The sequence below is a fragment of the Streptomyces sp. NPDC033221 genome, assembly GCF_055577005.1.
The window spans coordinates 263034-288146 of sequence record NZ_JBVIQN010000006.1; the positions used below are offsets into that span (position 1 = coordinate 263034).

18 protein-coding genes are annotated in these 25113 nt (G+C 72.0%); 14 read left to right on the top strand and 4 right to left on the bottom strand.

Annotated elements, in window-relative coordinates; all coding sequences use genetic code 11:
- Positions 1-353: 353 nt before the first annotated feature.
- From ACZ53K_RS10710 to ACZ53K_RS10720, 3 genes are all read left to right on the top strand, one after another.
- Positions 354-3266: an eCIS core domain-containing protein gene (locus tag ACZ53K_RS10710; protein WP_468833832.1), complete on the top strand. Its 2913-nt coding sequence runs from the start codon at positions 354-356 to the stop codon at positions 3264-3266.
- Positions 3267-3393: 127 nt separating this feature from the next.
- A complete protein-coding gene (locus tag ACZ53K_RS10715) occupies positions 3394-4497 on the top strand; it encodes an NAD(P)H-dependent flavin oxidoreductase (RefSeq protein ID WP_468833833.1) in 1104 nt (367 codons plus the stop codon).
- 32 nt (positions 4498-4529) lie between these two features.
- On the top strand, positions 4530-6095 hold the full coding sequence (locus ACZ53K_RS10720) for an acyl-CoA synthetase (RefSeq protein ID WP_468833834.1): 1566 nt from the start codon (positions 4530-4532) through the stop codon (positions 6093-6095).
- Positions 6096-6101: 6 nt separating this feature from the next.
- Here ACZ53K_RS10720 and ACZ53K_RS10725 read toward each other — a convergent pair whose 3' ends face one another.
- Entirely contained in the window at positions 6102-8570 is a 2469-nt protein-coding gene (locus tag ACZ53K_RS10725; protein ID WP_468833836.1) for a penicillin acylase family protein, read from the bottom strand.
- Positions 8571-8779: 209 nt separating this feature from the next.
- On the opposite strand from ACZ53K_RS10725, the gene ACZ53K_RS10730 reads away from it, so the two are divergent.
- Entirely contained in the window at positions 8780-10327 is a 1548-nt protein-coding gene (locus ACZ53K_RS10730; protein WP_468833838.1) for an acyl-CoA synthetase, read from the top strand.
- Positions 10328-10515: 188 nt separating this feature from the next.
- Positions 10516-11310 (top strand): VOC family protein, encoded by a 795-nt coding sequence (locus tag ACZ53K_RS10735; RefSeq protein WP_468833840.1) that lies wholly within the window; start codon positions 10516-10518, stop codon positions 11308-11310.
- A 456-nt stretch (positions 11311-11766) separates the two neighbouring features.
- On the opposite strand, the gene paaK is transcribed toward ACZ53K_RS10735, so the two are convergent.
- The gene (gene paaK / locus ACZ53K_RS10740) at positions 11767-13143 is read right to left on the bottom strand and encodes a phenylacetate--CoA ligase PaaK (RefSeq protein ID WP_468833841.1); all 1377 of its coding nucleotides are present in this window, start codon (positions 13141-13143) and stop codon (positions 11767-11769) included.
- A gap of 119 nt (positions 13144-13262) precedes the next feature.
- Here paaK and ACZ53K_RS10745 point away from each other — a divergent pair, with 119 nt between their 5' ends.
- The 6 genes from ACZ53K_RS10745 to ACZ53K_RS10770 all read left to right on the top strand — a co-directional run bounded on the left by ACZ53K_RS10745 (position 13263) and on the right by ACZ53K_RS10770 (position 18554).
- Entirely contained in the window at positions 13263-13961 is a 699-nt protein-coding gene (locus tag ACZ53K_RS10745; protein ID WP_468833844.1) for an alpha/beta fold hydrolase, read from the top strand.
- Positions 13962-14070: 109 nt separating this feature from the next.
- A complete protein-coding gene (locus ACZ53K_RS10750) occupies positions 14071-14313 on the top strand; it encodes a hypothetical protein (protein WP_468833845.1) in 243 nt (80 codons plus the stop codon).
- A 193-nt stretch (positions 14314-14506) separates the two neighbouring features.
- On the top strand, positions 14507-15349 hold the full coding sequence (locus tag ACZ53K_RS10755) for an RNA polymerase subunit sigma-70 (RefSeq protein ID WP_468833847.1): 843 nt from the start codon (positions 14507-14509) through the stop codon (positions 15347-15349).
- Positions 15350-15479: 130 nt separating this feature from the next.
- A complete protein-coding gene (locus ACZ53K_RS10760) occupies positions 15480-15929 on the top strand; it encodes a hypothetical protein (RefSeq protein ID WP_468833850.1) in 450 nt (149 codons plus the stop codon).
- A gap of 193 nt (positions 15930-16122) precedes the next feature.
- The gene (locus ACZ53K_RS10765; protein WP_468833851.1) at positions 16123-17781 is read left to right on the top strand and encodes an adenosine deaminase family protein; all 1659 of its coding nucleotides are present in this window, start codon (positions 16123-16125) and stop codon (positions 17779-17781) included.
- A gap of 113 nt (positions 17782-17894) precedes the next feature.
- Positions 17895-18554: a chorismate mutase gene (locus tag ACZ53K_RS10770; protein ID WP_468833854.1), complete on the top strand. Its 660-nt coding sequence runs from the start codon at positions 17895-17897 to the stop codon at positions 18552-18554.
- A gap of 21 nt (positions 18555-18575) precedes the next feature.
- On the opposite strand, the gene ACZ53K_RS10775 is transcribed toward ACZ53K_RS10770, so the two are convergent.
- Together ACZ53K_RS10775 and ACZ53K_RS10780 are read right to left on the bottom strand one after the other, a co-directional pair.
- Positions 18576-19868: a cytochrome P450 family protein gene (locus ACZ53K_RS10775; RefSeq protein WP_468833856.1), complete on the bottom strand. Its 1293-nt coding sequence runs from the start codon at positions 19866-19868 to the stop codon at positions 18576-18578.
- A gap of 412 nt (positions 19869-20280) precedes the next feature.
- Entirely contained in the window at positions 20281-21915 is a 1635-nt protein-coding gene (locus tag ACZ53K_RS10780) for an acyl-CoA synthetase (RefSeq protein ID WP_468833858.1), read from the bottom strand.
- A gap of 236 nt (positions 21916-22151) precedes the next feature.
- On the opposite strand from ACZ53K_RS10780, the gene ACZ53K_RS10785 reads away from it, so the two are divergent.
- The 3 genes from ACZ53K_RS10785 to ACZ53K_RS10795 all read left to right on the top strand — a co-directional run bounded on the left by ACZ53K_RS10785 (position 22152) and on the right by ACZ53K_RS10795 (position 25098).
- Entirely contained in the window at positions 22152-22952 is an 801-nt protein-coding gene (locus ACZ53K_RS10785; protein ID WP_468833860.1) for a crotonase/enoyl-CoA hydratase family protein, read from the top strand.
- A 71-nt stretch (positions 22953-23023) separates the two neighbouring features.
- Positions 23024-24022, top strand: coding sequence for a Zn-ribbon domain-containing OB-fold protein (locus ACZ53K_RS10790; RefSeq protein ID WP_468833863.1), 999 nt, complete (start codon positions 23024-23026; stop codon positions 24020-24022).
- Entirely contained in the window at positions 24022-25098 is a 1077-nt protein-coding gene (locus ACZ53K_RS10795; protein ID WP_468833865.1) for a thiolase domain-containing protein, read from the top strand. Before ACZ53K_RS10790 ends, ACZ53K_RS10795 begins: the two co-directional genes overlap by 1 nt.
- The last annotated feature ends 15 nt before the right edge of the window (positions 25099-25113 follow it).

Consider the following 25113-nt stretch of genomic DNA (forward strand, 5'->3'; position numbering starts at 1 on the left):
CCGGATACAACGGTCGCTCAGGGAAGCGGGCCGTGGCCCGGAACCGAGCCCCCGCCAGGTCACGTGGGGGTCTTCCGCGGCGCGCGACGCCGGCCCGCCGCCGACCGGACCGGAAAGGGAACGCCATGCACGCGCACGAGGAACGCTCCGGGAAGAAATCCGGGAGCCCGGAGCCCGGCGCGCGCCGGGCACCGTCCGTGCCCGGGGGCCTCGACCACGGGCCGATGAGCCCGGAGCGGGCCGCCGCGCTCCAGTCCCTGGTGGGCAACCAGGTGGTCGCGCGTCTGCTCAAGGAGGAGCGGCACGTCCACGGTGCGGGCTGCGGGCACGGCGGGAAGGGTGACGCGGGCAGGGTGCGGGACAGCGAGCCGGTCGACCAGGCCGCGCTGCTCGGCGCCGCCATGGCCTCCCCGGGTCGCCCGATCCCCGAGCCGCTCCGCAAGGAGGCGGAGTCGTTCTACCAGAACGACCTGTCACCCGCGCGTATCCATGACGACGCGGTCGCCCAGCGGGCCACCGCGGCGATGGGGGCCGAGGCGATGACGATCGGCCATCACATCTTCCTCCCGCCGCAGGCGGCGCAGAAGAAGTCGGTCGTCGGTCACGAACTGAGTCACGTGAGCGAGAACCTCGCCGGGGTGAAGGAGACGGGAAACCGCAACAGCGCGGGCGTCACCGTCACCGACCCGCGGCAGGGCTCCGAGCGGAAGGCGGAAGCCGACGGTGCGGCGTTCGCCGCGGGCGCGGGCAGAGCGCCGTCGAGAGCGCCGGCGAAAGGGCCGTTGAAACCCTCGCCCAAGAGGTCGTCGAGGGGCGGGCAGCAGCCGGTCAGACCTGGTGGGGGCGCGGACAGCGGCGGTCTGGGGATGTTCGCGCAGCGTGCGGTGGGGAATGCGGGCGGTCTGGTCGTGGCCCGCAAGAAGGACGAGAAGGCCGCCAAGGACAAGACCGCCAAGGACAAGGGCTCCCAGAGCAGGAGCAGCGGCAAGACCAGCCGGAGCACGGCCGGCGGGAGCGGGAGCGGGAGCGCACGAGGCGAAAGCAGCAGTTCCGGCGCCGCACGGGCGCAGGCCGCTCCGCGCGGCCCGTACCCCAACCACAAGGAAATCAGCGCCGAGATCGACAAGCTCGCCAGGCTGTGCACGTGTAAGCAGAACAAGAAGCAGTGGGGCCGGCTCGTCAGTCAGATAGTGATCAGCTACGCCCGCGACTACGAGGACCCGGCGGCGCAGAGTCTGCAGCACCTCCCTCGCCGGATGCTCCTCGCCGTGACCGCCGCGGAGCAGAAGGAGAGGGAGAGCGCGGCGGCGGAAGAGGGCAAGGGCAAGGGCAAGGCCGCGTCGTCGGGCGACGCCGGAGCGAAGAAGAGCGCGAAGCCGGTCCGGGAGCAGGAGATCCAGGCGGCGGAAATCAATGGGCACCTGGCCTTTGCCGGCAACTACAACAAGTCCATGCATCAGCTCTTCGCGGTGCTGCGGAATATGAGCGGCGGAGACAGTGCCGAGAAAGATCTGGGAGGCAGCGGCAGCCTCCAGAAGCTGCTGACGGCGGACTTCGGGGAACAGGAGCACGCGTCGAGCGACGATGAGTCCGGATACGACGGCAGCGGCAGCGGGTTGGACTCCGGGACCGAGGCCGCCCCGGTCGAGAAGGGGAAGGGCAAGCGATCGGCGGCCGCGCGCGCCGACCAGGACAAGAAGCGCCGCAGGACCGACCGCGAAACCGACCACGAGGCGGAAGGCGGCCGGTCGGCGATCGCCAGGGCCAAGGCGCGGAAGAACCAGGAGCTGACGCGGAGAGACCGCCAGGCCCTGCTGAAGATCCGCGAGGGGTTCAGGCCGCAGATCCGGGCGCTGGAGCCGGTGGACCCGGGGGCCATGGACGTCGACGGAGCGGCATCCGGCGCGTTCAAGCGCGACAACGCCACACTGAAGGCCCTGCGGGAGACTTCACACATCCGCCTCGTCGATGTCTCCAACGAGAAGGCGCAGGATCCCGAGCACCGCGAGTACCTGGCTGAACTGCTCGCGAAGGACGGGCCCTTCGACGGGTACGCCTACCTGGTGCACAACGGCACGAACGCGAAGAAGATGCACGCCGAGCAGAAGCTGTTGATGTTTCTCCAGAACGCCGCATTCACGGGAGACACGCCCCACGACCCCATCCATATCCGGGGCACGAAGAAGCCGTGCGACGCCTGTCTCGCGATGTTCCGCTACTTCGAGGAGGAAATCGGGCTGAAGCTGGTCTACCCCCGCAGGGGCAACCAGTACTACACGGAAGCCGTCGAATCCGGCGTCCGTCACCTCGCAGGGCACGACGAGTCGAAACGTGGGGACGTCGCGGGTCATCTGCGCGAGCACATGGGAAACCGTGATCGTCTCATGTACGCGTCGGCCCCGAGGGGCGTGGGCCCCGCCTCCGCGGGGAACGGCCTGGAAGAAGCCGTGCCGAGAGCGGACGGCGGTATGGAGCAGCGATACACGGTGCCGGAAAGGACGAACGAGAAGGGGGAGATCATACGAGAGATCCCGCCCGACAGCGACATCATGCTGAAGGCCCACACCCCGTCCGCCAGCGAGGCCGAGGACGGCGACACGGCGGTGCTGACGTCGAATTTCAGGGAATTCAGTATCGGCGGCACGGCGGGTCGCCAGGCGCCGGTCACGAAGGAGTCGAAGGATCTTCGGGCGGACCGTGCGAAGGCGGAGTTCGCAGCGCACATCGAGCCGTTGTTGCTGGGGAAGATGGACGCGGAGCTCCGGGCCAAGAGGGAAAGGCGACTAAGCGGGGAAAAGCGGGTGGAGTACGGTGCGTTTCCGGCACCCCTGATCCACCTGATCAACGAACTGACGGACCCGGACAGGATGGAGGGCCCCAAACCCTTCAAGGCGGCGATCGCCCGATGGTTCGGTCTTGAACCATCCGGGCTGCAGAAAAAACTGGATGATGAGGGCAAGGAGCCGAAACAGGCGCGCGGTGCGAATACGGAGACCGAGCAGAGAATCATCGATGCGATGAAGTCCAAGGACTCCACATACTACGCCAGGTGGGCCGCAACTCCCGCTGGTGTGGCGATGGATGACGCTCCTAAATTCTCACCGGCATTCGAGGAGTTTCTGCACGGTGTCATGTACGGGTCCGGGCCGGTCGTCTCCTCGACTTCGCTGGGGCTGGGTGTTCTGAGAATGAATCCCAGTACGTTCAAAGGCCGCGCGAAGGTCATGAGGAAAAAGTACGGCGACCACCGCAAGAAGGCCGGGTGAGGGGCGGGGCCCTCGTCGGCCCGCCTGTGACGTGACACGGTGATGCGCGTGGCCGACCTGCTCGGCTTCCTGACACGGCATCAGGAAATCCCTTCCCTCGTACGGCGCCCTGCGGCATCCTGCGCCCATGCAGACGGAGCTGAGCAACCGGCTGGGAGTCGAGCACGCCGTCTTCGGGTTCACGCCGTTTCCCGCGGTGGCCGCCGCGATCACCCGCGCCGGGGGCTTCGGCGTACTCGGCGCGGTCCGCTACGCGGCCGCCGACGACCTGGCCCGCGACCTGGACTGGATCGAGCGGCACACCGACGGCAAGCCGTACGGCCTCGATGTGGTGATGCCCGCGAAGAAGGTGGAGGGCGTCACGGAGGCGGACATCGAGGCGATGATCCCGGCCGGGCACCGCCGTTTCGTCGCGGAGACCCTCGCCAGGCACCAGGTGCCCGAACTGCCCGCGGGTGAGGCGTCCGGCTGGCGCATCACCGGCTGGCTGGAGCAGGTGGCCCGCTCTCAGCTCGACGTCGCCTTCGAGTATCCGGTCAAGCTGCTGGCCAACGCGCTCGGCCCACCGCCCGCGGACGTCGTGGAGCGCGCCCACGCGCACGGCGTCCTCGTCGCCGCCCTGGCGGGCAGCCCACGGCACGCGCGGCACCACAAGGACGCCGGGATCGACATCGTCGTCGCCCAGGGCTACGAGGCCGGCGGCCACACCGGCGAGATCGCCACCATGGTGCTGACGCCCGAAGTCGTACGTGCCGTCGGCCCGTTGCCCGTGCTCGCGGCCGGCGGCATCGGCACGGGCGAACAGATCGCCGCCGGGCTGGCCCTGGGGGCGCAGGGCGTCTGGCTCGGTTCCGTCTGGCTGACCACCGAGGAGGCCGGACTGCACTCCCGCCGGCTCACCGAGAAACTGCTCGCCGCCGGCCCCGGCGACACCGTCCGTTCCCGCGCGCTGACCGGCAAGCCCGCCCGCCAGCTCCGTACGGCGTGGACGGACGCCTGGGACGACCCGTCCAGTCCCGGACCGCTGCCGATGCCCCTCCAGGGGCTGCTGGTCGCCGAGGCCGTGTCCCGTATCCAGAAGTACGAGGTCGAGCCGCTGCTGGGTACGCCGGTCGGTCAGATCGTCGGGCAGATGAACTCCGAACGCAGTGTGCAGGCGGTCTTCGACGACCTCACCCGCGGATTCGAGCGGGCCATCGACCGTGTCAACCGCATCGCCGGACGCGGTTGAGCCACCGGTTTCCCCAGCCGAGGAGGACACGTATGTCGGCATCCATGGCGTCACCATCCCCCAACGGTTTCTGGGCGCAGGCCGCCGCCGACCCGGGGCGTACGGTCCTGATCGCCCCGGACGGCCAGGAGTGGACCGCCGCCCGGCTGCACGCCGCCTGCAACCGCCTGGTGCACGGTCTGCGCGCCGCGGGCCTGGAGCGGGGCGACGCCTTCGCGGTGGTGCTGCCCAACGGCGTGGAACTCTTCACCGCCTACCTTGCCGCCACGCAGGCGGGTTTCTACCTCGTACCCGTCAACCACCACCTGGTCGGCCCGGAGATCGCCTGGATCGTCGGCGATTCGGAAGCCAAGGCGCTGATCGCGCACGAACGGTTCGCCGACGCGGCCCGCGCCGCCGCCGACGCGGCGGGACTGCCACCGCAACACCGTTACGCCGTCGGCGAGGTGCTCGGATTCCGGCCGTACGCGGATCTCCTCGACGGACAGCCGGAGACCCCGCCGCGGGACCGCACCCTCGGCTGGGTCATGAACTACACCTCCGGCACCACCGGCCGCCCCCGCGGCATCCGCCGCCCGCTCTCCGGCAAGCCGCCCGAGGAGTCCCCGCTCGGCGGCTTCCTCGGCATCTTCGGCATCCGTCCCTTCGACGGCAATGTGCACCTGGTGTGTTCACCGCTCTACCACACGGCCGTACTGCAGTTCGCGGGCGCGTCCCTGCACATCGGGCACCAGGTCGTCCTGATGGACAAGTGGACGCCCGAGGAGATGCTGCTTCTGATCGACACGTACCGCTGCACCCACACACACATGGTGCCGACCCAGTTCCACCGCCTGCTCGCCCTCCCGGAGGAGGTACGGGCCCGCTACGACGTGACATCGATGCGGCACGCGATTCACGGCGCCGCGCCCTGCCCCGACCACGTCAAACGGGCGATGATCGACTGGTGGGGGAGCTGCGTGGAGGAGTACTACGCGGCGAGCGAGGGCGGCGGCGCCTTCGCCACGGCCGAGGACTGGCTGAAGAAGCCCGGTACGGTCGGCAGGGCCTGGCCCATCAGCGAACTGGCCGTCTTCGACGATGACGGCAACCGCCTGCCGCCCGGCGAACTGGGCACCGTATACATGAAGATGACCACCGGCGGCTTCAGCTACCACAAGGACGAGGGCAAGACCCGGAAGAACCGCATCGGCGACTTCTTCACCGTCGGCGATCTCGGCCACCTGGACGAGGACGGGTATCTCTTCCTCCGCGACCGCAAGATCGACATGATCATCTCGGGCGGGGTCAACATCTACCCCGCCGAGATCGAGGCCGCCCTGCTCGCCCACCCCGCCGTCGCCGACGCAGCGGCCTTCGGCATCCCGCACGACGACTGGGGCGAGCAGGTCAAGGCCGTTGTCGAGCCCGCCGACGGGTACGCGGCGGGCCCGGCGCTCGCCGACGCGATCCTGGCCCACTGCGCGGAGCGGCTGGCGGGCTACAAACGCCCCGGGTCGGTCGACTTCATCGCGGAGATGCCACGCGACCCGAACGGCAAGCTCTACAAGCGGCGGCTCCGCGACCCGTACTGGGCGGGCCGGGAGCGCGCCGTGTAGCGGTACCTACCGCTGGCGTACGTGCACCACCCGCAGCTCCGGCGAGGCGAGCACGTCCTTCTCACAGAAGCGCGAACGCGGCATCCGGCCTGCCGAATACAGCTCGGTCTGGTCGCTGTAGTGCGGCGAGCGCGGGTTGGAGGACTGCGAGTACGTCAGCAGCGTACGGGCGTCCACCGGGCAGTCCCCGCCCTTGGCCTCTCCCTTGCCCTCGCCCTTGAAGGACACCGCCTGGATGTAGCTGGAGCCGTGCCGCACCTCGGTGTAACCGCCGTCCGCCGGGTTCCATTGGCCGACGCTCATGTTCCAGACGCCCAGCCCGTGCGCGCCGCCGCTGACCGGGATGCGCTTGCCGTTGCGTACGACGAACTGGTGCTCGCCCAGCGGGGCGGCGAGCGGGATGCGGGCGGCGCGCAGTTCGGCGACGGCGTCGGCGAGCGCGGTCGCGAAGCCGGGAGCCGCGGTGTTCAGGGTGCGCGGGGTGTGCACGGGGTCGGCCGGGTCGAACGGCGTCTTCCACAGGCCGGCCGGGGGCACCTTCGCGGACAGGGCGCGCCAGAAGCGGTCGAAGAGGAGCGCGCCTTTGCTGTCCGTCCGTAGCGTACGGTCCCAGGCGCCGATCACCCGGCACGCCTCCGCCACGTCGACGGCCTTGCCGTCGCTGCCGGTCGCGGTGCCCCCGGGGAGCGCGGCGCAGGCCCGCGCGGTGTCGGCGGCGGCCAGATCGCCGGCGGGCACCCGGTTGGCGAACTGCTGGCGCTGGAGGTCGGCCACCGTCAGACCACCCCGGTCCGCCATCGCGGCAACGTCCTGGACGGCGCCGCGGGTGCGCAGTTCGCGCGGGGTGCCGATGTCACCGAAGACGCGCGGGTAGCCGGTGACCGGCCGGTCCGCATTGGCCAGCCAGGGACTGTCGTTGGAATTCTCCACGTACGGGGCGTCCGTGAGGGTGGGCATCGCGGCCGGGCCGAAGATGCCGGGCTGTACGGCGTCCCGGTCGCGGCCGGGCGCACAGTCGGAGCGCGCCCCGTCCAGCACGGCCAGACCGGTGGCCGGATACAGCTCCCGCCCCAGCGGGGTGGAACAGCGCTCCGCGAGGTCGTCGGTGATGCGCGGCAGCACCTGCGACTGGGAGTAGAGGGTGCGGCCCGCCGAGTCGGAGGCGACGGTGTTCACCCAGGGCAGCCCCTGCGAGCGGCGCAGCGCGCGCTGCACGCCCGCCACGTCGCGGGCCTTGCCGAGGCTCAGGCCGGTGTCGAACATGCGCAGTTGCGCCGCGTTCGGGTCGCTCAGCGCGTACGCCGTACGGTTCGTCCACGACAGGTCGAGACCGCCATAATCGGTGGTGACCGGGCCGTACCGCGTCCACCACTGCGTGCGCCGGACGTCCTCGCCGTCCTTGACCGGGACGGTGATCGTCCGCCGCGTCATCCGCTCGGACTTCCCGTCCACGAGGTACGCGGTCGGGTCGGCGGGGTCCAGGGTGAGCTGGTGGAAGTTGAAGGGCACGCCGGTGGAGACGGTGTGGCTCCAGGCGACGTGCGCGTTGTGGCCGATGGAGGGGGTGGGAGCGCCGAGGAGCGAGCCGCCCGCCGCGTCGAGTTCGCCGGGGATGGTGACCTGCGACTGCCAGAAACGGCGGCTCCCGGACCACGGGTAGTGCGGGTTGCCCAGCAGCAGGCCGCGGCCGTTGGCGGTGGTGGTGCCGCGGAAGGCGACGGCGTTCGAACCCATGTCGCCCGCGCCGTGCGTCAGACGGGCACGGACGGCCGCGACGGTCTGCCGCGGATCAGGCTGCCGCGGGTCGGGCTGCCGGTTCCGGTGGGCACCGGGTTCGGGCGCCGTACCGGCCGTGGGCGGCGTGGCCGCGGTGATGCCGTCCACCATGTCGCCCTGACCGGCCGTGATCGCGAGCGCGTGGGCGCCGGCCGCCACGTCGGCCCGGGTGACCGGCTTGACCCAGGGCTTGCCCGCACAGGCCGGATCGGTGATCTTCTGCTGCGCCAGCCACGCGTTGTACCCGGCCGCCCAGCCGCGCAACAGCTCCTTCATGTCGTCGCTCGGACCGGCCGGGGCCGGCTGCCGCAGCAGCTTCTCGACGGTGCCCGCCTGCCGGACGCCCTTGAAGAAGAGATCGCTGGCCAGGTTGGTGCTCGCGGAGGAGTGCGAACCGTCGGTCCGGCCGCCGGCGCCGAAGTACCGGGACCGTTCGCCGCGTACGGTGACGAAGCCGTCCGCGAGGGTGCAGACCTGATCGGCGGCCTGCGCCCAGCCCACTCCGAAGCCCAGGTCCGGATAGTCGCGGGCGACGATGTGCGGTACGCCGTACTCCGTGTAACGGATGTCGGCCGCCAGGCCGCCGCCCGACGGACGGGACACCTCGGCGGCGGCCGCCGCGCCCGGGGCGGGCGCCAGCGCCGCCACGGACAGCAGCACCACCCCGGCCACGGCGAGTCTTCTGAGTCGGTCGCGCATTTCGGGTGATCCTCCCTGTGGTCCTGACGCCTGCGCCGTCGTTGACGGTCGTCGTACGCGTTACGTGTGCCAACTGGCGGGAGTGCAGCGGAGTTTGAGAATAACGACGATCGATCGCCGCGGCGCCGTGCCGCGCGCCCTTTGGCTCGGAACATCCCGTCCCGCCGGGCGCCCTTGACCCGCCCGGGGCCGGGGCACAGGATCACGCCATGACGGGAGTACGGACGAACACGGTCGACGGAGTCCTGCGGCGCAGCGCGCGGCGGACCCCCGACCGCACGGCGCTGCGCCACGGCGACCGGTCCTGGACCTACCGCGAACTGGACGACGCGGTGACGGCCGCCATGTGCGCCCTGCTGGACGCCGGAGCGGAGTCCGGCGACCGGATCGCCGCGTACGGGCACAACTCCGACGCGTACCTGATCGGCTTCCTGGCCTGCGCCCGCGCCGGCCTGGTGCACGTACCCGTCAACCACAACCTCACCGGCGACGAACTGCGCTACATCATCGAGCAGTCGGGCAGCTCCCTCGTCCTGACCGACCCCGTGCTGGAACACCGGCTGCCGCCCGGTGTGCGCACCATGCGGCTGCGCGACGCCACCGGATCGCTGCTGGAACGCGCCCAGGAGGGGCTGCCGGAGAAATCAATGGTCCTCGTGGCGGGCGGAACGGGCAGCCCGTACGGATCGAACTCCGACGACCTGGTCCAGCTGCTCTACACATCCGGCACGACCGGGCTGCCCAAGGGCGCGATGATGACGCACGGCGCGCTGGTCCACGCGTACGCGTCCGCGATCACCGCCCTGGACCTCAAGGCGTCCGACCGGCCGGTGCACAGCCTGCCGCTCTACCACTCGGCGCAGCTGCACGTGTTCCTGATGCCGTACCTCGCCGTCGGCGCGGAGAACGTCATCCTCGACGCACCGGACCCGTACCGGATCTTCGAACTGGTGGAGGAGGGCCGGGCCGACAGCCTCTTCGCGCCGCCCACCGTGTGGATCGGCCTCTCCCAGCACCCCGGATTCGCCACCCGTGACCTCGGCGGCCTCCGCAAGGCGTACTACGGCGCATCCGTCATGCCGGTACCCGTACTGGAACGGTTGCGCACGCGGCTGCCCGGCCTCGCCTTCTACAACTGCTTCGGACAGAGCGAGATCGGCCCGCTGGCCACCGTTCTGGGACCGGACGAGCACGACGGCCGGATGGACTCGTGCGGCCGTCCGGTGCTGTTCGTGGAAGCCCGGGTGGTGGACGAACGCGGCCTCGAAGTGCCGGACGGCACGCCCGGAGAGGTCGTCTACCGCTCGCCCCAGCTGTGCTCCGGCTACTGGGACAAACCGGCGGAGACCGCGGCGGCGTTCCGGGACGGCTGGTTCCACTCCGGGGACCTGGCGGTGCGGGACACGGCGGGCTACTTCACCATCGTCGACCGGGTCAAGGACGTCATCAACTCCGGTGGCGTGCTGGTGGCCTCGCGACAGGTCGAGGACGCGCTGTACGCACATCCGGCGGTCGCCGAGGTGGCGGTGATCGGGCTGCCGGACGAGCGGTGGATCGAGGCGGTGACCGCCGTGGTCGTACCGCGGGCAGGGGCCGGGACACCGGACGCGGCGGAGCTGATCGCGGTCGCGCGGGAGCGGCTGGCCGGGTTCCAGGTGCCCAAGCGGGTGCTGTTCGCCGAAGCGCTCCCGCGCAACGCCAGCGGCAAGATCCTCAAGCGGGAACTGCGGGACCGGTTCCGCTCCGGCGGAGCCTGAACGATCTCGCCGCCCCCAGCCTCCTCCCGGCGGTCGCGGAGGGCGATTGTCAGACCCCCCTGCCATGCTGAAAGTGCCGGGGAAAAGCACCGACCCACACCGCGTGTTCCCCGGTGACGAGGGCGCTCGTGCTCGCTCGGCGGCCGCCCGCGTCGCGCCGCGACGACAGGACGCCGGAGGAGATCATCATGCTCACGACCCAGTACGTCCCGGGTGCGCCGAACTGGCTCGACCTCGGGGCCCCCGACATCGACGCGGCCGTCGCGTTCTACGGCGGCGTCTTCGGCTGGACCTTCGTGTCGGCCGGCCCCGACGCCGGCGGGTACGGCTTCTTCCAGCTCGACGGGAAAACCGTCGCCGGGGCCGGACCGCTGACCGAGGAGGGCGCGAACCCGTCCTGGACCGTCCACTTCCACAGCCCGGACGTGGACGCCCTGGCCAAGACGGTGGAGCAGGCCGGCGGCACGGTCCGCTTCGGCCCGTGCGACGTTTTCACCGCCGGCCGGCTGGCCGGGTTCACCGACCCGACCGGCGCCGAGTTCGCGGTCTGGCAGCCCCGCGACGTCCCGGGGATGGAAGTGGTCAGCACCTCGAACGCCGCCTGCTGGACCGAGCTGTACACCACCGACGCGGCCGCCGCGAAGGAGTTCTACCGCACGGTCCTCGGATGGGAGACGGCCGACAACGAAATGGGCGAGAACATGATCTACACCGTCGCCTCACCCGCCGGCACGGACCCGGCCGGCGACTCCGGCCATGCCGGCATCCTGCAGCTGGGCGCCGAGCACCTGGAGGCCGGCTCGACGTCGGAGTGGCACCCGTACTTCGGCGTGGCGGACTGCGACGCCACGGTGGCCGCGTCCACGGAACGCGGCGCGACGGTCATCATCCCGCCGGTGGACGCCGAGGGCATAGGCAGGCTGGCCATGCTGCTGGATCCGTTCGGCGCTCCGTATGCGCTGATCACGCCTGGTCCGAAGTAGCTGGGCTGGGGCTGGGGGAGTAGGGGGCAGGGAGGAGACAGGTAGGAGGGAGACGGGAGGGGCGGTCGGGCTGCGGTTGTGGGCGGGCGGGCCGTGGCTGGGGCTGGGCCGGTTGGGCTGTGGCTGGCGCGGCCGGGCTGTGATCGTGGTCTGGCCGGGCTGCGGCCGTGGCTGGCTCAGCCGGGCTGTGGGCCTGGCTGAGCCGGTCCGGCGGTGCTCGTCGACGGCGGCACGATGAGCGCCGGCGAGTTGCTGGCCGGGCCGGGCCGGGGCTGGGGCCGGTCGGGGCTGGGGGCGCAGTTGTGGCCAGGCCGCGCGGTGTGGGTTGGCGCGGGCCGGGTCGGGCCGGGCCGGGCTGGGCCTTGGTTGTGCGTGGGACGACGCGGAGGAGAGGGGCGGGGGCCGAGGGGGGAGAGCGGGGAGCCGTTTTCGGTGCGGGTGGGTCGCGGCGGCGGCTCAGTCGCGGGCGTCGACGATGCGCTTCAGTTTGCCGACGGAGCGTTCCAACGTTTCGGGGTCGACGATCTCCACGGCGACCGAGACGCCGATGCCGTCCTTGACGTCGCGGGCGATCCGGCCGACGGCGGCCGTCCGGACCTCCGGGGTCGCGTCCGGCCGTGCTTCCGCCCGTACGGTCAGGTGGTCCATCCGGCCTTCCCGGGTCAGCCGCAGCTGGAAGTGCGGGGCGACGCCCGGGGTGCGCAGCACGATCTCCTCGATCTGGGCGGGGAAGAGGTTCACACCGCGCAAAATGATCATGTCGTCGCAGCGGCCGGTGATCTTCTCCATCCGGCGGAAGGCGGGGCAGGCGGTGCCGGGCAGCAGCCGGGTCAGGTCCCGGGTGCGGTAGCGGACCACCGGCATGGCCTCCTTGGTCAGCGAGGTGAACACCAGCTCGCCGTGCTCGCCGTCCGGCAGCGGCTCACCGGTGAGCGGATCGACCACCTCCGGGTAGAAATGGTCCTCCCAGATGTGCAACCCGTCCTTGGTCTCCACGCACTCCTGTGCGACGCCGGGGCCCATGACCTCCGAGAGGCCGTAGATGTCGACCGCGTCGATCGCGAAGCGCTCCTCGATCTCGCGGCGCATCTCCTCCGTCCACGGCTCCGCACCGAAGATCCCCGTACGGAGGGAGGTCGTACGCGGGTCGACGCCCTGCCGTTCGAATTCGTCGAGGAGCGTGAGCAGGTACGACGGCGTCACCATGATGATCTCGGGCCGGAAGTCCCGGATGATCTGCACCTGCCGTGCGGTCATGCCCCCGGAGGCCGGGACGACCGTACAGCCGAGCCGTTCGGCGCCGTAGTGCGCGCCGAGTCCGCCGGTGAACAGCCCGTACCCGTACGCGATGTGGACCTTCTGGCCGGGGCGCCCGCCTGCCGAGTGGATCGAGCGGGCGACGACGTCGGCCCAGACGGACAGGTCGCGCTCGGTGTAGCCGACGACCGTCGGGCGGCCCGTCGTACCGCTGGAGGCGTGGATGCGGCGGATGTCGCTCTGCGGCACGGCGAACATCCCGAAGGGATAGTTGGCCCGCAGGTCGTCCTTCACGGTGAAGGGGAAGCGGGCCAGGTCCGCGAGCGACCCGCAGTCCTCGGGGTGCACGCCGGCCCGGTCGAAGGACTGCCGGTAGAACGGGACGTTCTCGTACGCATGCCGCAACGAGGCGCGCAGTCGGCCCAGTTGGCGGGCGCGTAGCTCCTCGGTGGAGAGCCGCCGCACCGCGTCGACCGCCTCCGGGGCTGCGACCGGGCCGCTGCCTCCCGTTCCCGTTCCCCGTTCCGTTCCCGTGCTGGGACCCGTCTCCCCGCCCCTGCTTCGCGCATCCGGCATGTGCGTCACCGTTCCGTGTCCCTACCGATCATTCGGTAGCCGAGTCCGGTCCAAGTAATCAGCGGGCGGCGAACGCGTCAAGGGGCGTGACGAACTCGCGCTCGGGTAGCTTCCAGCGCATGAGTGACGTTCAGAAAGTGCAGGTCGGTGACGTTCGCCTGGCATACCGGTGCTGGGGTGACGCGGACGCGCCCCCGGCGGTGCTGCTGCACTGCCTCGGTGAGGACGGCGAGGACTGGCGCGGCGTGGTCGGCCAGCTCGCCACCACCCACCGGGTGTACGCACTGGATCTCCGGGGGCACGGGCACAGCGACTGGCCGGGGGAGTACGGCTTCGAGCGGTGGCGCGACGACGTGGCCGGGTTCCTGCGTGAGCTGCGGCTGGGGCCCGTGGCGCTCATCGGTCACTCCGTCGGCGCGGTCGCCGCGCTGCTGCTGGCCGCCGACCGGCCCGAGCTGGTGGAGCGGCTGGTACTGGAGGAGGCCGCCCCGCCCCTTCCCGCGGTTCCGCCGCAGGAGATCCCGGAACCGCCGCCGGGGCCGCCGGCGTTCGACTGGCAGGCCAAGGTGGCCGTGGTGGCGCAGCGCAACGCGCCGGACCCCGTGTGGTGGGACGGTCTGGCGAAGATCAGCGCACCGACCCTGGTGATCGCCGGTGGCCCCACCAGTCACATCCCGCAGCAGCAGCTCCACGACATGGCCGAGCGCATTCCGGACTGCCGTCTGGTCACGGTCGAGGGGGCGGGCCACCTCGTACACGAGGAGCGGCCTCTGGAGTTCCTGGACGCGGTCCGGACGTTCCTCGTGCCCCACCCTTGAGGAGCCCCGGGCGCAGCGGAGTACGCGGGCGCGCCCACGTACGGCCCAATGCCGCGGCGATGCCCTTTTCCCGTGGTGCGCTGACCGCGCAACCCTCGAAAGGAACATCATGCGTACATCACTTCGTATGACCATCCGTGCGGCGTGGGGTCTCCTGGCCGCCGCGGCCCTGTCCGGCGCGGTGCTGCCCGCGGTGGCTCACGCCGACTCGGGCGACGGGCCGGGGTCCCGCCCCGCCTCCGGTAGTCATGCCGCGGTCGAACAGCCCTCGAAGAGCGGGTTCCTGTTTCCGGTCGACGGCCTCGCCAAGAACGCCAATGTGGGTGTCACCAGCGTGTCGGACCAGGACTGACCGGGATGTGATCTGATCTGAGCGGGTCCGGCCGACTCGGCCCCGACCCTGCACCGACACCGCTGTCCGCCCGGCCGTATCGTGACCGACCGGGCGGAAGGCGGTGCGTGCAGGGCGTCAGGGGGAGGGGGCGGACGTGGGTATGGGTACGGGGGCGGGTACGGGGGAGCGTGGGGCCGGTGGGCCGCGTGGGGTGGACGAGCGGGCTGAGGCCGCGGTCCGGGCAGGCGACGAGGAGACGTTCGCGCGGCTCGCCGAGCGCTACCGGCACGAACTGCGGGTGCACTGCTACCGGATGCTCGGTTCGTTCGCCGACGCGGAGGACCTCGTACAGGAAACGCTGCTGCGGGCCTGGCGTAGTAGGGCGAGTTTCGAGGGGCGGGCGACGTTCCGGGCCTGGTTGTACCGGATTGCCACCAACGCCTGCCTGGACGCCCTGACAAGTCCCGCCCGCAGCCGGGAGATCGCGATCGCGGGCGGCAGTACGGGCGTGCCGACGCGCTCCGCACCGGCCGAAGTCACCTGGCTGCAGCCCTATCCGGACGCCCTGTTGGACCTGGCCGCACCGGCCGACGGCGGTCCGGAAGCGGTGGCGATCGCCCGGGAGACCATCGAACTGGCCTTCCTGGCGGCGATCCAGCATCTGCCGCCACGGCAGCGGGCCGTGCTGATCCTGCGTGATGTCGTGGGCCTGCCCGCCGCGGAGACGGCCGGAACGCTCGGACTGAGCGTCGCCGCGGTCAAGAGCGCACTGCAACGGGCCCGCGCCACGCTGCGTGAGCGGCTGCCCGAGCGGCGCGCCGACTGGGGGAGAGGCGTCACCGGCCCCACCGAGGCCGAGCGCGCGCTCCTCCAGCGGTTCGTCGCGGCTTCCCGGGCGTCCGAGTGCTGCGTGTCGAGGGCGGCCGGATCGCCGAGATCACCACCTTCGCGCCGGATCTGCTGCCTGCCCTCGGCCTCGCCTCGGTCCTGGCGCCCGGCGACGTCCGGAACGGTACGGCCGGGGAGTGACCGGAACGGTACGGCCGGGGAGTGACGCGGGTCGCTTCCGGGTGTCGATTCCTTCCGGGGCCCGTCGGCCGTATGGGCCGTAAGCCGTAGGGCGCCGCTGCCGCACGAGGATGCGCGCAGGGCGTACGGACGAGTACGGAAACGGAGAGCCGGACGTGACGGAGCGGACTGAACACGGCGAAGCGGCGCGGCTGGACGAGGGAATCCGGGCGCTGGAGCGGCTCGTGGGCCGGTGGCGGGTCGACGGCGGGGCGACCGGCACGGTCACCTTCCGCCCGCTCGACGGAGGCTTCTTCCTGGTGCAGGACGTCGACCTGGAACAGCACGGACAGCGGGTCACCGGTATGGAGGTGATCGGCAGGGAGCGGCCCTTCGGCGCGGAGGCGCCGGGGGACGACATCAGGTCCCGTTTCTATGACAGCGAGGGCCACACCTTCGACTACGTGTACGAGATGGAGGGTGACACCCTGACCATCTGGGGCGGCGAGAAGGGCTCGCCCGCGTACTTCAGGGGCACTTTCACCGCGGACGGCAACGTCCTCGCCGGGGCCTGGGTCTATCCGGGCGGCGGGGGGTACGAGTCCACGATGACCAGGGTCGGCTGACTGTCGGCTGACCTTCTGCCGAGACGGGGGCGGGTCTGCCGTGCCAAGGCGGGGCCACTCGCCCCCGGCCGCGGCAACGTGTCGTCGCGCGCCGGACCCCCGCCCCGCACCTGGGCGGGATCTTGTTCACCCAAGGGGACGCAGTCCCGCCTGCCGTCGCCGTCCGGGCCGCCGGACTCGCCAGGATGAGCGGGTGATCACTATCCCTCGCCATCGCCGACGGCACCGCCGGTCCGCCCCGCTCGTCCTGGGTGCGGGCGTCCTGGCCGTGCTGTCGCTGCTGCCGTCCTCCGCGCTCGCCGCGCCACCGGGCCCGGACACGGCGGCCCCGGGGCCGGCTGCCCCGGACACGGCACTCCCGGGTACGGCCCCCGTGCCCACCGGCACCGAACGCCGGGTCGCCGCCCGCCTCGACGGGCTCCGAAACCGTCCTGCCGCGCTGCGCGCCTTCTTCCGTGACCTGCCCAAGGGCGCCGACCTGCACAACCACCTGTCCGGCGCGGCCTCGACCGAACTGCTGATCAAGCTGGCCGGGGACGACGGGCTGTGCATCGACAAGAAGACGATGGCCGCCCGGCCCGCACCGTGCGGGCCGGGCACGCGTCCGGCGGCGCAGGCCCGGAAGGACCGTGCCTTCCACCGGCAGATCCTGCGGGCCTGGTCGATGCAGGACTTCTCGTCGGCGTCCGGTGAGTCGGGGCACGACCACTTCTTCGCGGCCTTCGGGAAGTTCGGCGAGGTCAGCTGGCGGCACGGCGGCGAGCTGCTGGCCGACGTGGCGAACACCGCGGCGCGGCAGAACCAGTTCTACCTGGAGACGATGCTGACGCCTGCCTCCTCGGGAAGCAAGAAGCTGGCTGAACGGGTCGGCTACCACGCGGACCTGCGCCGGATGCACCAACTGCTGGTGGCGGGCGGCAAGCTGGACAAGCTCGTGCGCGAGGCGGGCCGGGAGGTCGACAAGGGCACCGCGCAGTTCCGCAGGGCGGCGCGCTGCGACACCGCCAGGCCGGGGCCCGGCTGCCGGCTGACCGTCCGCTACATCTCGCAGGTGTCGCGCGGCGGTACGCCCGAGCGGGTCTTCACCCAGATGGCGCTCGGCATGCGCCTCGCCGAACGTGATCACCGGTACGTCGCGGTGAACCTCGTCCAGCCGGAGGACGAGAAGAACGCGCTGCGCAACTACCGGCTCCACATGCGGATGCTGGACTATCTGCACGGCGTCTATCCACGCGCCCACATCACCCTGCACGCCGGTGAACTCGTCCCCGGCCTGGTCAAGCCCGAGGACTTGCGTTTCCACATCAGCGAAGCGGTGCGTACCGGGCACGCGGAGCGCATCGGCCACGGCGTCGACGTGGCGCACGAGGACGGCGCGCCCGCTCTCCTGCGCACCATGGCCCGGCGCAACATCGCCGTGGAGGTGCCGTTCACGAGCAACCGGCAGATCCTCGGTGTCTCCGGTGCCGAGCACCCGTTCCCGCTCTACCGGCGCTACGGCGTACCGGTCGTGCTCGCCACCGACGACCCCGGGATCTCGCGCAGCGACATCAGCAGCGAGTACCGGTACGCGGCCGTCACCTACGGTCTGCGGTACCGCGAGCTGAAGGACCTGGCCCGCGCCTCTCTGGAGCACGCCTTCCTGCCGGGCCGCAGCCTGTGGCGCGACGGGGTCGACGGACGGCGTACGTACGGGCTTTCGGGGCCGTGCCGTACGGAACGGCCCGGTGCGCGTCAGCCGCGTAGGGCCTGCAGCCGGTTCCTGGCCAAGAACCTGAAGGCGGCTCTTGAGTGGCGCCAGGAGGCCGCTTTTGCCCGCTTCGAGCACCGCGTTCTGCACGGGCGGCGCTGAGCGGGGGAAAGCGGAGCAGGGCGGGAGCGAGGAGGGGGCCTCGCTCCCGCTCCGCTGTCAGTAGGATCGCCGGGAGATGTCCACGTCCGGAAGGGCTGACGGTGGTGCTGAACATGCGAACTCCCGTGCGGCGGCTGCTGGTCGTGGGTGCTGCCGCGGTCGCCCTCCTCACCGCCGTACCGGCGCCCGCGTCGGTCGGCGCCGTGCCCGCGGCCCCGGGTGCCGTGCCCGCCCTGGCGGACGCCGTCCCCACCCCGGCCCTCCGGGAGACGAACGCCCTGCGTCCCCTCGCCGTGCTGTCCGCCCGACGCCTCGTCACCGCCGATCTGGTGGCCGCCGCCAAGTGGGGCACCGGCAGCCCCGTCGACGACCCGGCGCGTGAGCGGCAGGTGCTGGACGCGGTGGCGCGGCGGGCGGCGGAGCTGGGCGCCGACCCGCGGTGGACCGCGCGGATCTTCCGGGACCAGATCGAGGCCAACAAGACCGTGCAGCGCGGACTGCACCGCCGGTGGACCGTGGACCCCACGCGGGTACCGGCAGAGCGGCCGGATCTGGGCGAGGTGCGCGAGGAGATCAACCGGGTCAACGAGGCGCTGGTGCGGGCGATCGCCGCGTCCGGCGCGGCGCGCACATCGCCGCGCTGCGTCCCCTCGCTGGCGGGCGCCGCCGCGCACGTCCGCCATGAACAGCACCTGGACATCCTGCACACGGTGGCGCTGGCCCGTTCCGTACGGTCCGTGTGCCGCGGCCCGGACCGTGCCACGGGGCTCTGACGGACGGGGACGGGGCGGCCGTCATACGCCGTCGCGCGGACGCGGGGGCTGTGGCCGGTCGCTTCCGGCGGAGAGGAGGACCGGCAGTTCGCCGAAGCCGTTGAAGACCAGGGACGGACGGCGGGACGGCGGCTGTTCCGGGATGTGCAGGGCCAGGCCGGGGAAGCGCTCGAAGAGCGCGGGCAGGGCGACGGCCGCTTCCAGCCGGGCGAGCGGCGCGCCGAGGCAGTGGTGGATGCCGTGCCCGAAGGCGAGGTGGCGGGTGGGGGTCCGGGTGATGTCGAAGCGCTCCGCCTCGGGTCCGTGCTGCCGCGGATCACGGCCGAAGGCGGTGTACGAGAGCATCACCGGGTCGCCCGCGCGGATGGTCCGGCCGGCCACGTCCACGTCGCACAGCGCGTAGCGGAACGGGAAGTGGGCGACCGGCGGGTCCCAGCGCAGCGCCTCCTCGACCACCGCGCTCCAGGGCACCTGTCCGCTGCGCGCGAGGGCGAGCTGCCCCGGGTGGGTCAGCAGTGCGTGTACGGCGTTGACCAGCAGGTTCACGGTGGTCTCATGGCCTGCCACGATCATCAGCAGCAGGGTGTCGACGAGTTCGTTCTCGCTGAGCGGGTGGGGGCCGGGGGCCACCAGCGCACTTGTCAGGTCGTCCCCGGGCCGGTCCCTTTTCTCGCCGAGGAGGCCGGCCAGTGCAGCGCGCAGCTCGCGGTGGACCGTCAGTGCCTCGGACGGGCCGGACGGGGCGCCGAACAGGGCGCCGCACAGTGACCGCAGCCGGTCGCGGCGGCTGTCGGGCACGCCGAACAGCTCACAGATGACCCGTATGGGCAGGGGGTGGGCGTAGCGGGTCCGCAGCTCGACCGGCTCCCCGGGACGGCTCTGGGCGAGTCCGTCGAGCAGTACCCCGGCCAGTTCCTCGACGCGCGGTCTGAGCCCCTCCACGCGGCGCGCGGTGAACGCGCGGGTCAGCGGCGCACGGAGCCGGGTGTGGTCGCCCGCCGTCGCGGTGGTCATGTTGGCGACGGTCAGCAGTGGCGCCAGTGGCCAGGAGCGGGGGACCTCCCCGCCGCGCCAGGCGCGCCAGGCGCCGATGTCCTTGACGAAGCGGCTGTCGGCCAGCACCGCCCGCCCGGCCTGATGGTGGGTCACCAGCCAGGCGGACACCCCGCCCGGCAGCAGGACCGGCACCACCGGCCCCGCCGCGCACAGCGATGCCGTGCCGGAGCGGGGATCGTGCTCCGCGGGGTCGAGCCGTACCCGGATGCCGTGCGTCCCGGAGGGGGCGTCACCGAGCTCCACGCCGTCGAAGTCCATGCTTCAGGTTAGAACCGCCGCCGGGTCCCTTCCCAGCCTTGGCGCGGGCTCCGGTTTGCTGCATTAGGGGGGCGCGGCGTGTGCCAAGCGGGTGAAGCGGCCGGACCGGTTGTCGACCCGGCGCGGGGCGCGGGCAACCGTGCGGGTGTCCCCTTCTTCCCATTCAGGAGAACTCCCCATGTCGAAGATTCTCGCCGTCATACCCCGGCCAGGCGCGGCGCACACCGGATTCCGGGTGTGTGGGCCGCGCCGCCGCCACCGCCGTACCGCCTGAACCAGCGGGTCAGGGGCTCCGGCCGCCGTCGGGGCGGCGGCCGGAGCCCGGTCCGTACCGAGGGGCAGCGGCCCCATGGAGGCCCCACGGACGGCCCCTGCGGAGTCCGGCCCCGGGGGCAGCCGCAGGCCCCGTGCCCTACGGAGCGCCCGCTCCGGAAGCGACCGCCTTCGCCCACCGGTAGTCCGCCTTGCCGCTCGGGGACCGCTGGATGTGCTCGGTGAAGACGACCGACCGCGGGATCTTGTAACCGGCCAGCCGGGTGCGGCAGTGGTCCTGCACCGCCTCCAGCCCCAGCGGCGCGGCCCCCTCGCGGAGCTGTACGACCGCGGCGACCCGGCTGCCCCACCGCTCGTCCGGTATCCCGGCGACCAGCGCGTCGTACACGTCCGGATGTGCCTTCAGCGCCTGCTCGACCTCCTCCGGGTACACCTTCTCGCCGCCGGAGTTGATGCACTGCGAGCCCCGGCCGAGGACGGTGACGATGCCCACCTCGTCGACGGTCGCCATGTCGCCGAGCAGCACCCACCGTTCGCCGTCCGCCTCGAAGAACGTTTCGGCGGTCTTGCGCGGGTCGTTGTAGTAACCGAGCGGTACGTGTCCGCGCAGCGCGAGCCGCCCCACCTCGCCGGCCGCCACCCGGGCGTGCGCGGGGGAGGCCGGGTCGACGACGGCGGTGTGCGCGTTGACGCGTAACCGGAAGCCGCTGCCCGGGCCGGAGTCCTCGGTGGCGGTGCCGTTGAAGCCCGATTCGGAGGAGCCGAAGTTGTTGAGCAGCAGGGCACCCGGCACGAGCGCGGCGAACTGGGCCCGTACGGTCTCCGAGAGAATCGCCCCGGAGCTGCTGACGCTGAACAGCGAGGAGCAGTCCGTGCCCTTGAGCGGGCCCGCCAGCGCGTCGGCGAGCGGGCGCAGCATCGCGTCGCCGACCAGCGAGATGCTGGTCACCTTCTCGCGTTCGACGGTGCGCAGCACCTCTTCCGGTACGAACTTGCGGTGCAGGACCACCTTCTGGCCGAAGTGGAAGGCGATGAAGGCGGTGAGGGTGGAGGTGCCGTGCATCAGCGGGGGCGTGGGGAAGAAGACGAGCCCTTCGCCGCCGGCGGCGACGCGTTCGGCCAGCTCCTCGGGGCGCCGTACCGGTTCGCCGGTCGGCGCGCCGCCGCCCATGCCGGAGAAGAAGATGTCCTCGTGTCGCCACAGCACGCCCTTGGGCATTCCGGTGGTGCCGCCGGTGTAGATGACGAGCCGGTCGCCGCCGGAGCGCGGGGCGAAGTCGCGGTCGGGCGAGCCGGACGCCTCGGCGTCCGTGAACGGCACCGGTGCGATGCCGGGCTCCGGGGCGCCCGCGGGCGGTTCGCCCACCCGCACGAGATGGCGCAGCCGGTCCGCGCGCTGCAGGGCGGCCGCGACCCGGCCGGTGAACTCCGCGTCGAAGACCAGGGCGACCAGGTCGGCGTCCCGGTAGAGGTAGGCCAGCTCGTCCTCGACGTAGCGGTAGTTGACGTTGACCGGGACGGCGCGGATCTTCAGACAGGCGTAGAGGGTCTGGAGGTATGCGACGCCGTTGTAGAGGTGCAGGCCGACGTGTGAGCCCGGGGTGACGCCGTGGTCGCGCAGATGGTGGGCGAGGCGGCTGGCGGCGCGGTCCAGCTCGGCGTAGGTCAGCCGGTGCTCCGCGCCCGTACCCGGGTGGTCGAGGAAGACCAGCGCCTCGCGTCCGGGAACCGTGTCGACGACCGACTCGAACAGATCGGCGAGATTGTATTCCACGTCTCCTCCAGAACGGGCGGCGGCGTCGGTTCGCGGTCATTAGAGCGCCGCGCGCCGTACGGGGGAAGGGGCACAGCACCGGAAACTGACTGGCTGTCAGAAAACTATTGAAGTCGTCCCCGCGCTACTGCAACCTGTTCTACGTTCCGGAACGGGCCGGCGGCGACCGGCCGGCGGACCGGCGGCCGCCCGACGGCGGACGCGCACGGCCCGCGGCCGCACGGACAGGAGGACGCATGGGCGGCACCGAACACCTCACCGTGGCACGCGACGGCGCGACCCTGGTGCTCACCCTCGACCGGCCGGAGGCGCGGAACGCGCTCTCCCTGCCGATGCTGGTGGGCCTGTACGACGGCTGGACCGCGGCCGACGAGGACGACTCCGTGCGCTCGGTCGTGCTCACCGGCGCGGGCGGCGCCTTCTGTGCCGGTATGGACCTCAAGGCGCTGGCCGGGCGGGGCATGGACGGCGAGCAGTATCGCGAGCGCCTGAAGGCCGACCCCGATCTGCACTGGAAGGCGATGCTGCGCCACCACCGCCCGCGCAAACCGGTCATCGCAGCCGTCGAAGGCCCCTGCGTCGCCGGCGGCACGGAGATCCTCCAGGGCACCGACATCCGGGTGGCAGGACAGAGCGCCACATTCGGGCTCTTCGAAGTACGGCGCGGACTGTTCCCCATCGGCGGCTCCACCGTCCGCCTCGCCCGCCAGATCCCCCGCACCCACGCCCTGGAGATGCTGCTCACCGGGCGGCCCTACACCGCCGAAGAGGCCGCCCGCATCGGGCTGATCGGCCACGTCGTGCCGGACGGCGACGCGCTCGGCACAGCCCTGGAGATCGCCGCACAGATCAACGCATGCGGCCCGCTCGCCGTCGAGGCGGTCAAGGCGTCCGTCTACGAGACCGCCGCGATGACCGAGGAGGACGGGCTGAAAGCCGAACTGGAACGCGGCTGGCCGGTCTTCGACACGGCCGACGCCAAGGAAGGCTCCCGGGCCTTCGCCGAGAAGCGCCCGCCCGTCTTCCGGCGCGCCTGACCCCGGCCCGCCCCACCCCGCCGGGCCAGATTCCCGTCGCACCCGGCCCCGTACGGAAGCGAGGAGCCCGTATGCCCCCGACCTCCCGCACCTCGGACACCCCGGATACCTCGGACACCCCGGACATCCTGTCGGCCCCGCTCGTCGTCGAGTTCCCCTTCACCCGGTCGCTCGGACCCGTACAGAGCGCCTTCCTCACCGGGCTGCGCGAGCGCGTCGTCCTCGGCGTCCGCACCCGCGAAGGGCGGGTGCTGGTGCCGCCCGTCGAGTACGACCCGGCCACCGCCGAGGAGCTGCGCGACCTCGTCGAGGTCGGCGGCACCGGAACCGTCACCACCTGGGCCTGGAATCCGGCTCCGCGCCGCCACCAGCCGCTGGACACGCCGTTCGCCTGGGTGCTGGTGCGCCTCGACGGTGCGGACACCGCCCTGCTGCACGCCCTGGACGCGCCCGGGCCGGACGCCGTGCGCACCGGGATGCGGGTACGCGTCCGGTGGGCGCCGGAACGCACCGGCGCCATCACCGACATCGCGTGCTTCGAGCCGTACGAGGGCGGAGCGCCGGAGAATGCGAAGGACGCAGCGCCGCACAGCGGCGAGTTCGCCGACCCCGTCACCGGCATCACCGCCCCCGCCCGCCTCGACTACACCTACTCGCCCGGCCGTGCCCAGTCCCGCTACCTCGCCGCCCTCGCCGGGCACCGGACGGTCGGCGAACGCTGCCCGTCCTGCCGGAAGGTGTACGTACCTCCCCGCGGCGCCTGCCCCACCTGCGGTGTGGCCACCCGCGACCGGGTCGAGGTCGGCCCCAAGGGGACCGTCACCACCTTCTGCATCGTCAACATCAAGGCCAAGAACCTCGACATCGACGTGCCGTACGTGTACGCGCACATCGCCCTGGACGGCGCGGACCTGGCCCTGCACGCGCGCATCGGCGGCATCCCGTACGACGAGGTACGCATGGGGCTGCGGGTGGAGCCGGTCTGGCGCGGCGACGGCCGTTTCCCCGATCACTACCGGCCCACCGGCGAACCCGACGCCGCTTACGACAGCTACAAGGAGCTGGTCTGATGCCCGCGCCCCACGAGCCGGCCGCGCCGCCCCGCCAGGTCGCGGTCGTCGCCTTCGCGCAGAGCGACCACACCCGCGACACCGCCGAGGTCTCCGAGGCCGAACTGCTGCTGCCGGTGCTCCAGGACGTACTGGGCCAGGCGGGCCTGCGGGCCGGGGAGACCGACTTCACCTGCTCGGGGTCGTCGGACTACCTGGCCGGGCGGGCCTTCTCCTTCACCATGGCGCTGGACAGCGTCGGCGCCTGGCCGCCCATCGCCGAGTCGCACGTCGAAACGGACGGCGCCTGGGCGCTGTACGAAGCCTGGGTCAAGCTGCTGACCGGGGATGCCGAGACCGCGCTCGTCTACGCGTACGGCAAGTCCTCGTCCGGCGAGGTCCGCGACGTGCTCACCCGCCAGCTCGACCCGTACCACCTCGCGCCCCTGTGGCCGGACTCCGTCTCCCTGGCCGCACTCCAGGCCCAGGCCCTCATCGACGCGGGCGACACGGACGAAGCGGCGCTGGCCGGAGTCGCGGCCCGCAGCCGCGCCGACGCGGCCGCCAACCCGCACGCCCGGATCGGCGGACCCGTGCCGCCCGGCGAGTACGTCGTACGGCCGCTGCGCACCGCCGACTGCCCGTCCGTCACCGACGGCGCCGCCGCCGTGGTCCTCGCCGCCGGTGACACCGCGCGGCGGCTGTGCGACCGGCCCGCCTGGATCCGCGGCATGGACCACCGCATCGAGGCCCACGGTCTCGGCGTACGGGACCTCACCGACTCGCCGTCCACCCGCCTGGCCGCGGAGCGCGCCGGAGCCTTCGAACGGCCGGTGGACACCGCGGAACTGCACGCCCCGTTCTCCTCGCAGGAGGTCGTGCTCCGCAAGGCGCTGCGGCTGCTCGACGGGGTGCGGATCAACCCGTCCGGCGGCGCGCTCGCCGCGAACCCCATGATGGCCACCGGACTGATCCGGATCGGCGAGGCCGCGCTCCGCGTCCGGGGCGGCGAGTCGCGGCGGGCGCTGGCCCACGCCACCTCGGGGCCCTGCCTCCAGCAGAACCTGGTCGCCGTACTCGAAGGGGAGCCGCGATGAGCAAGGCCGGAGCGT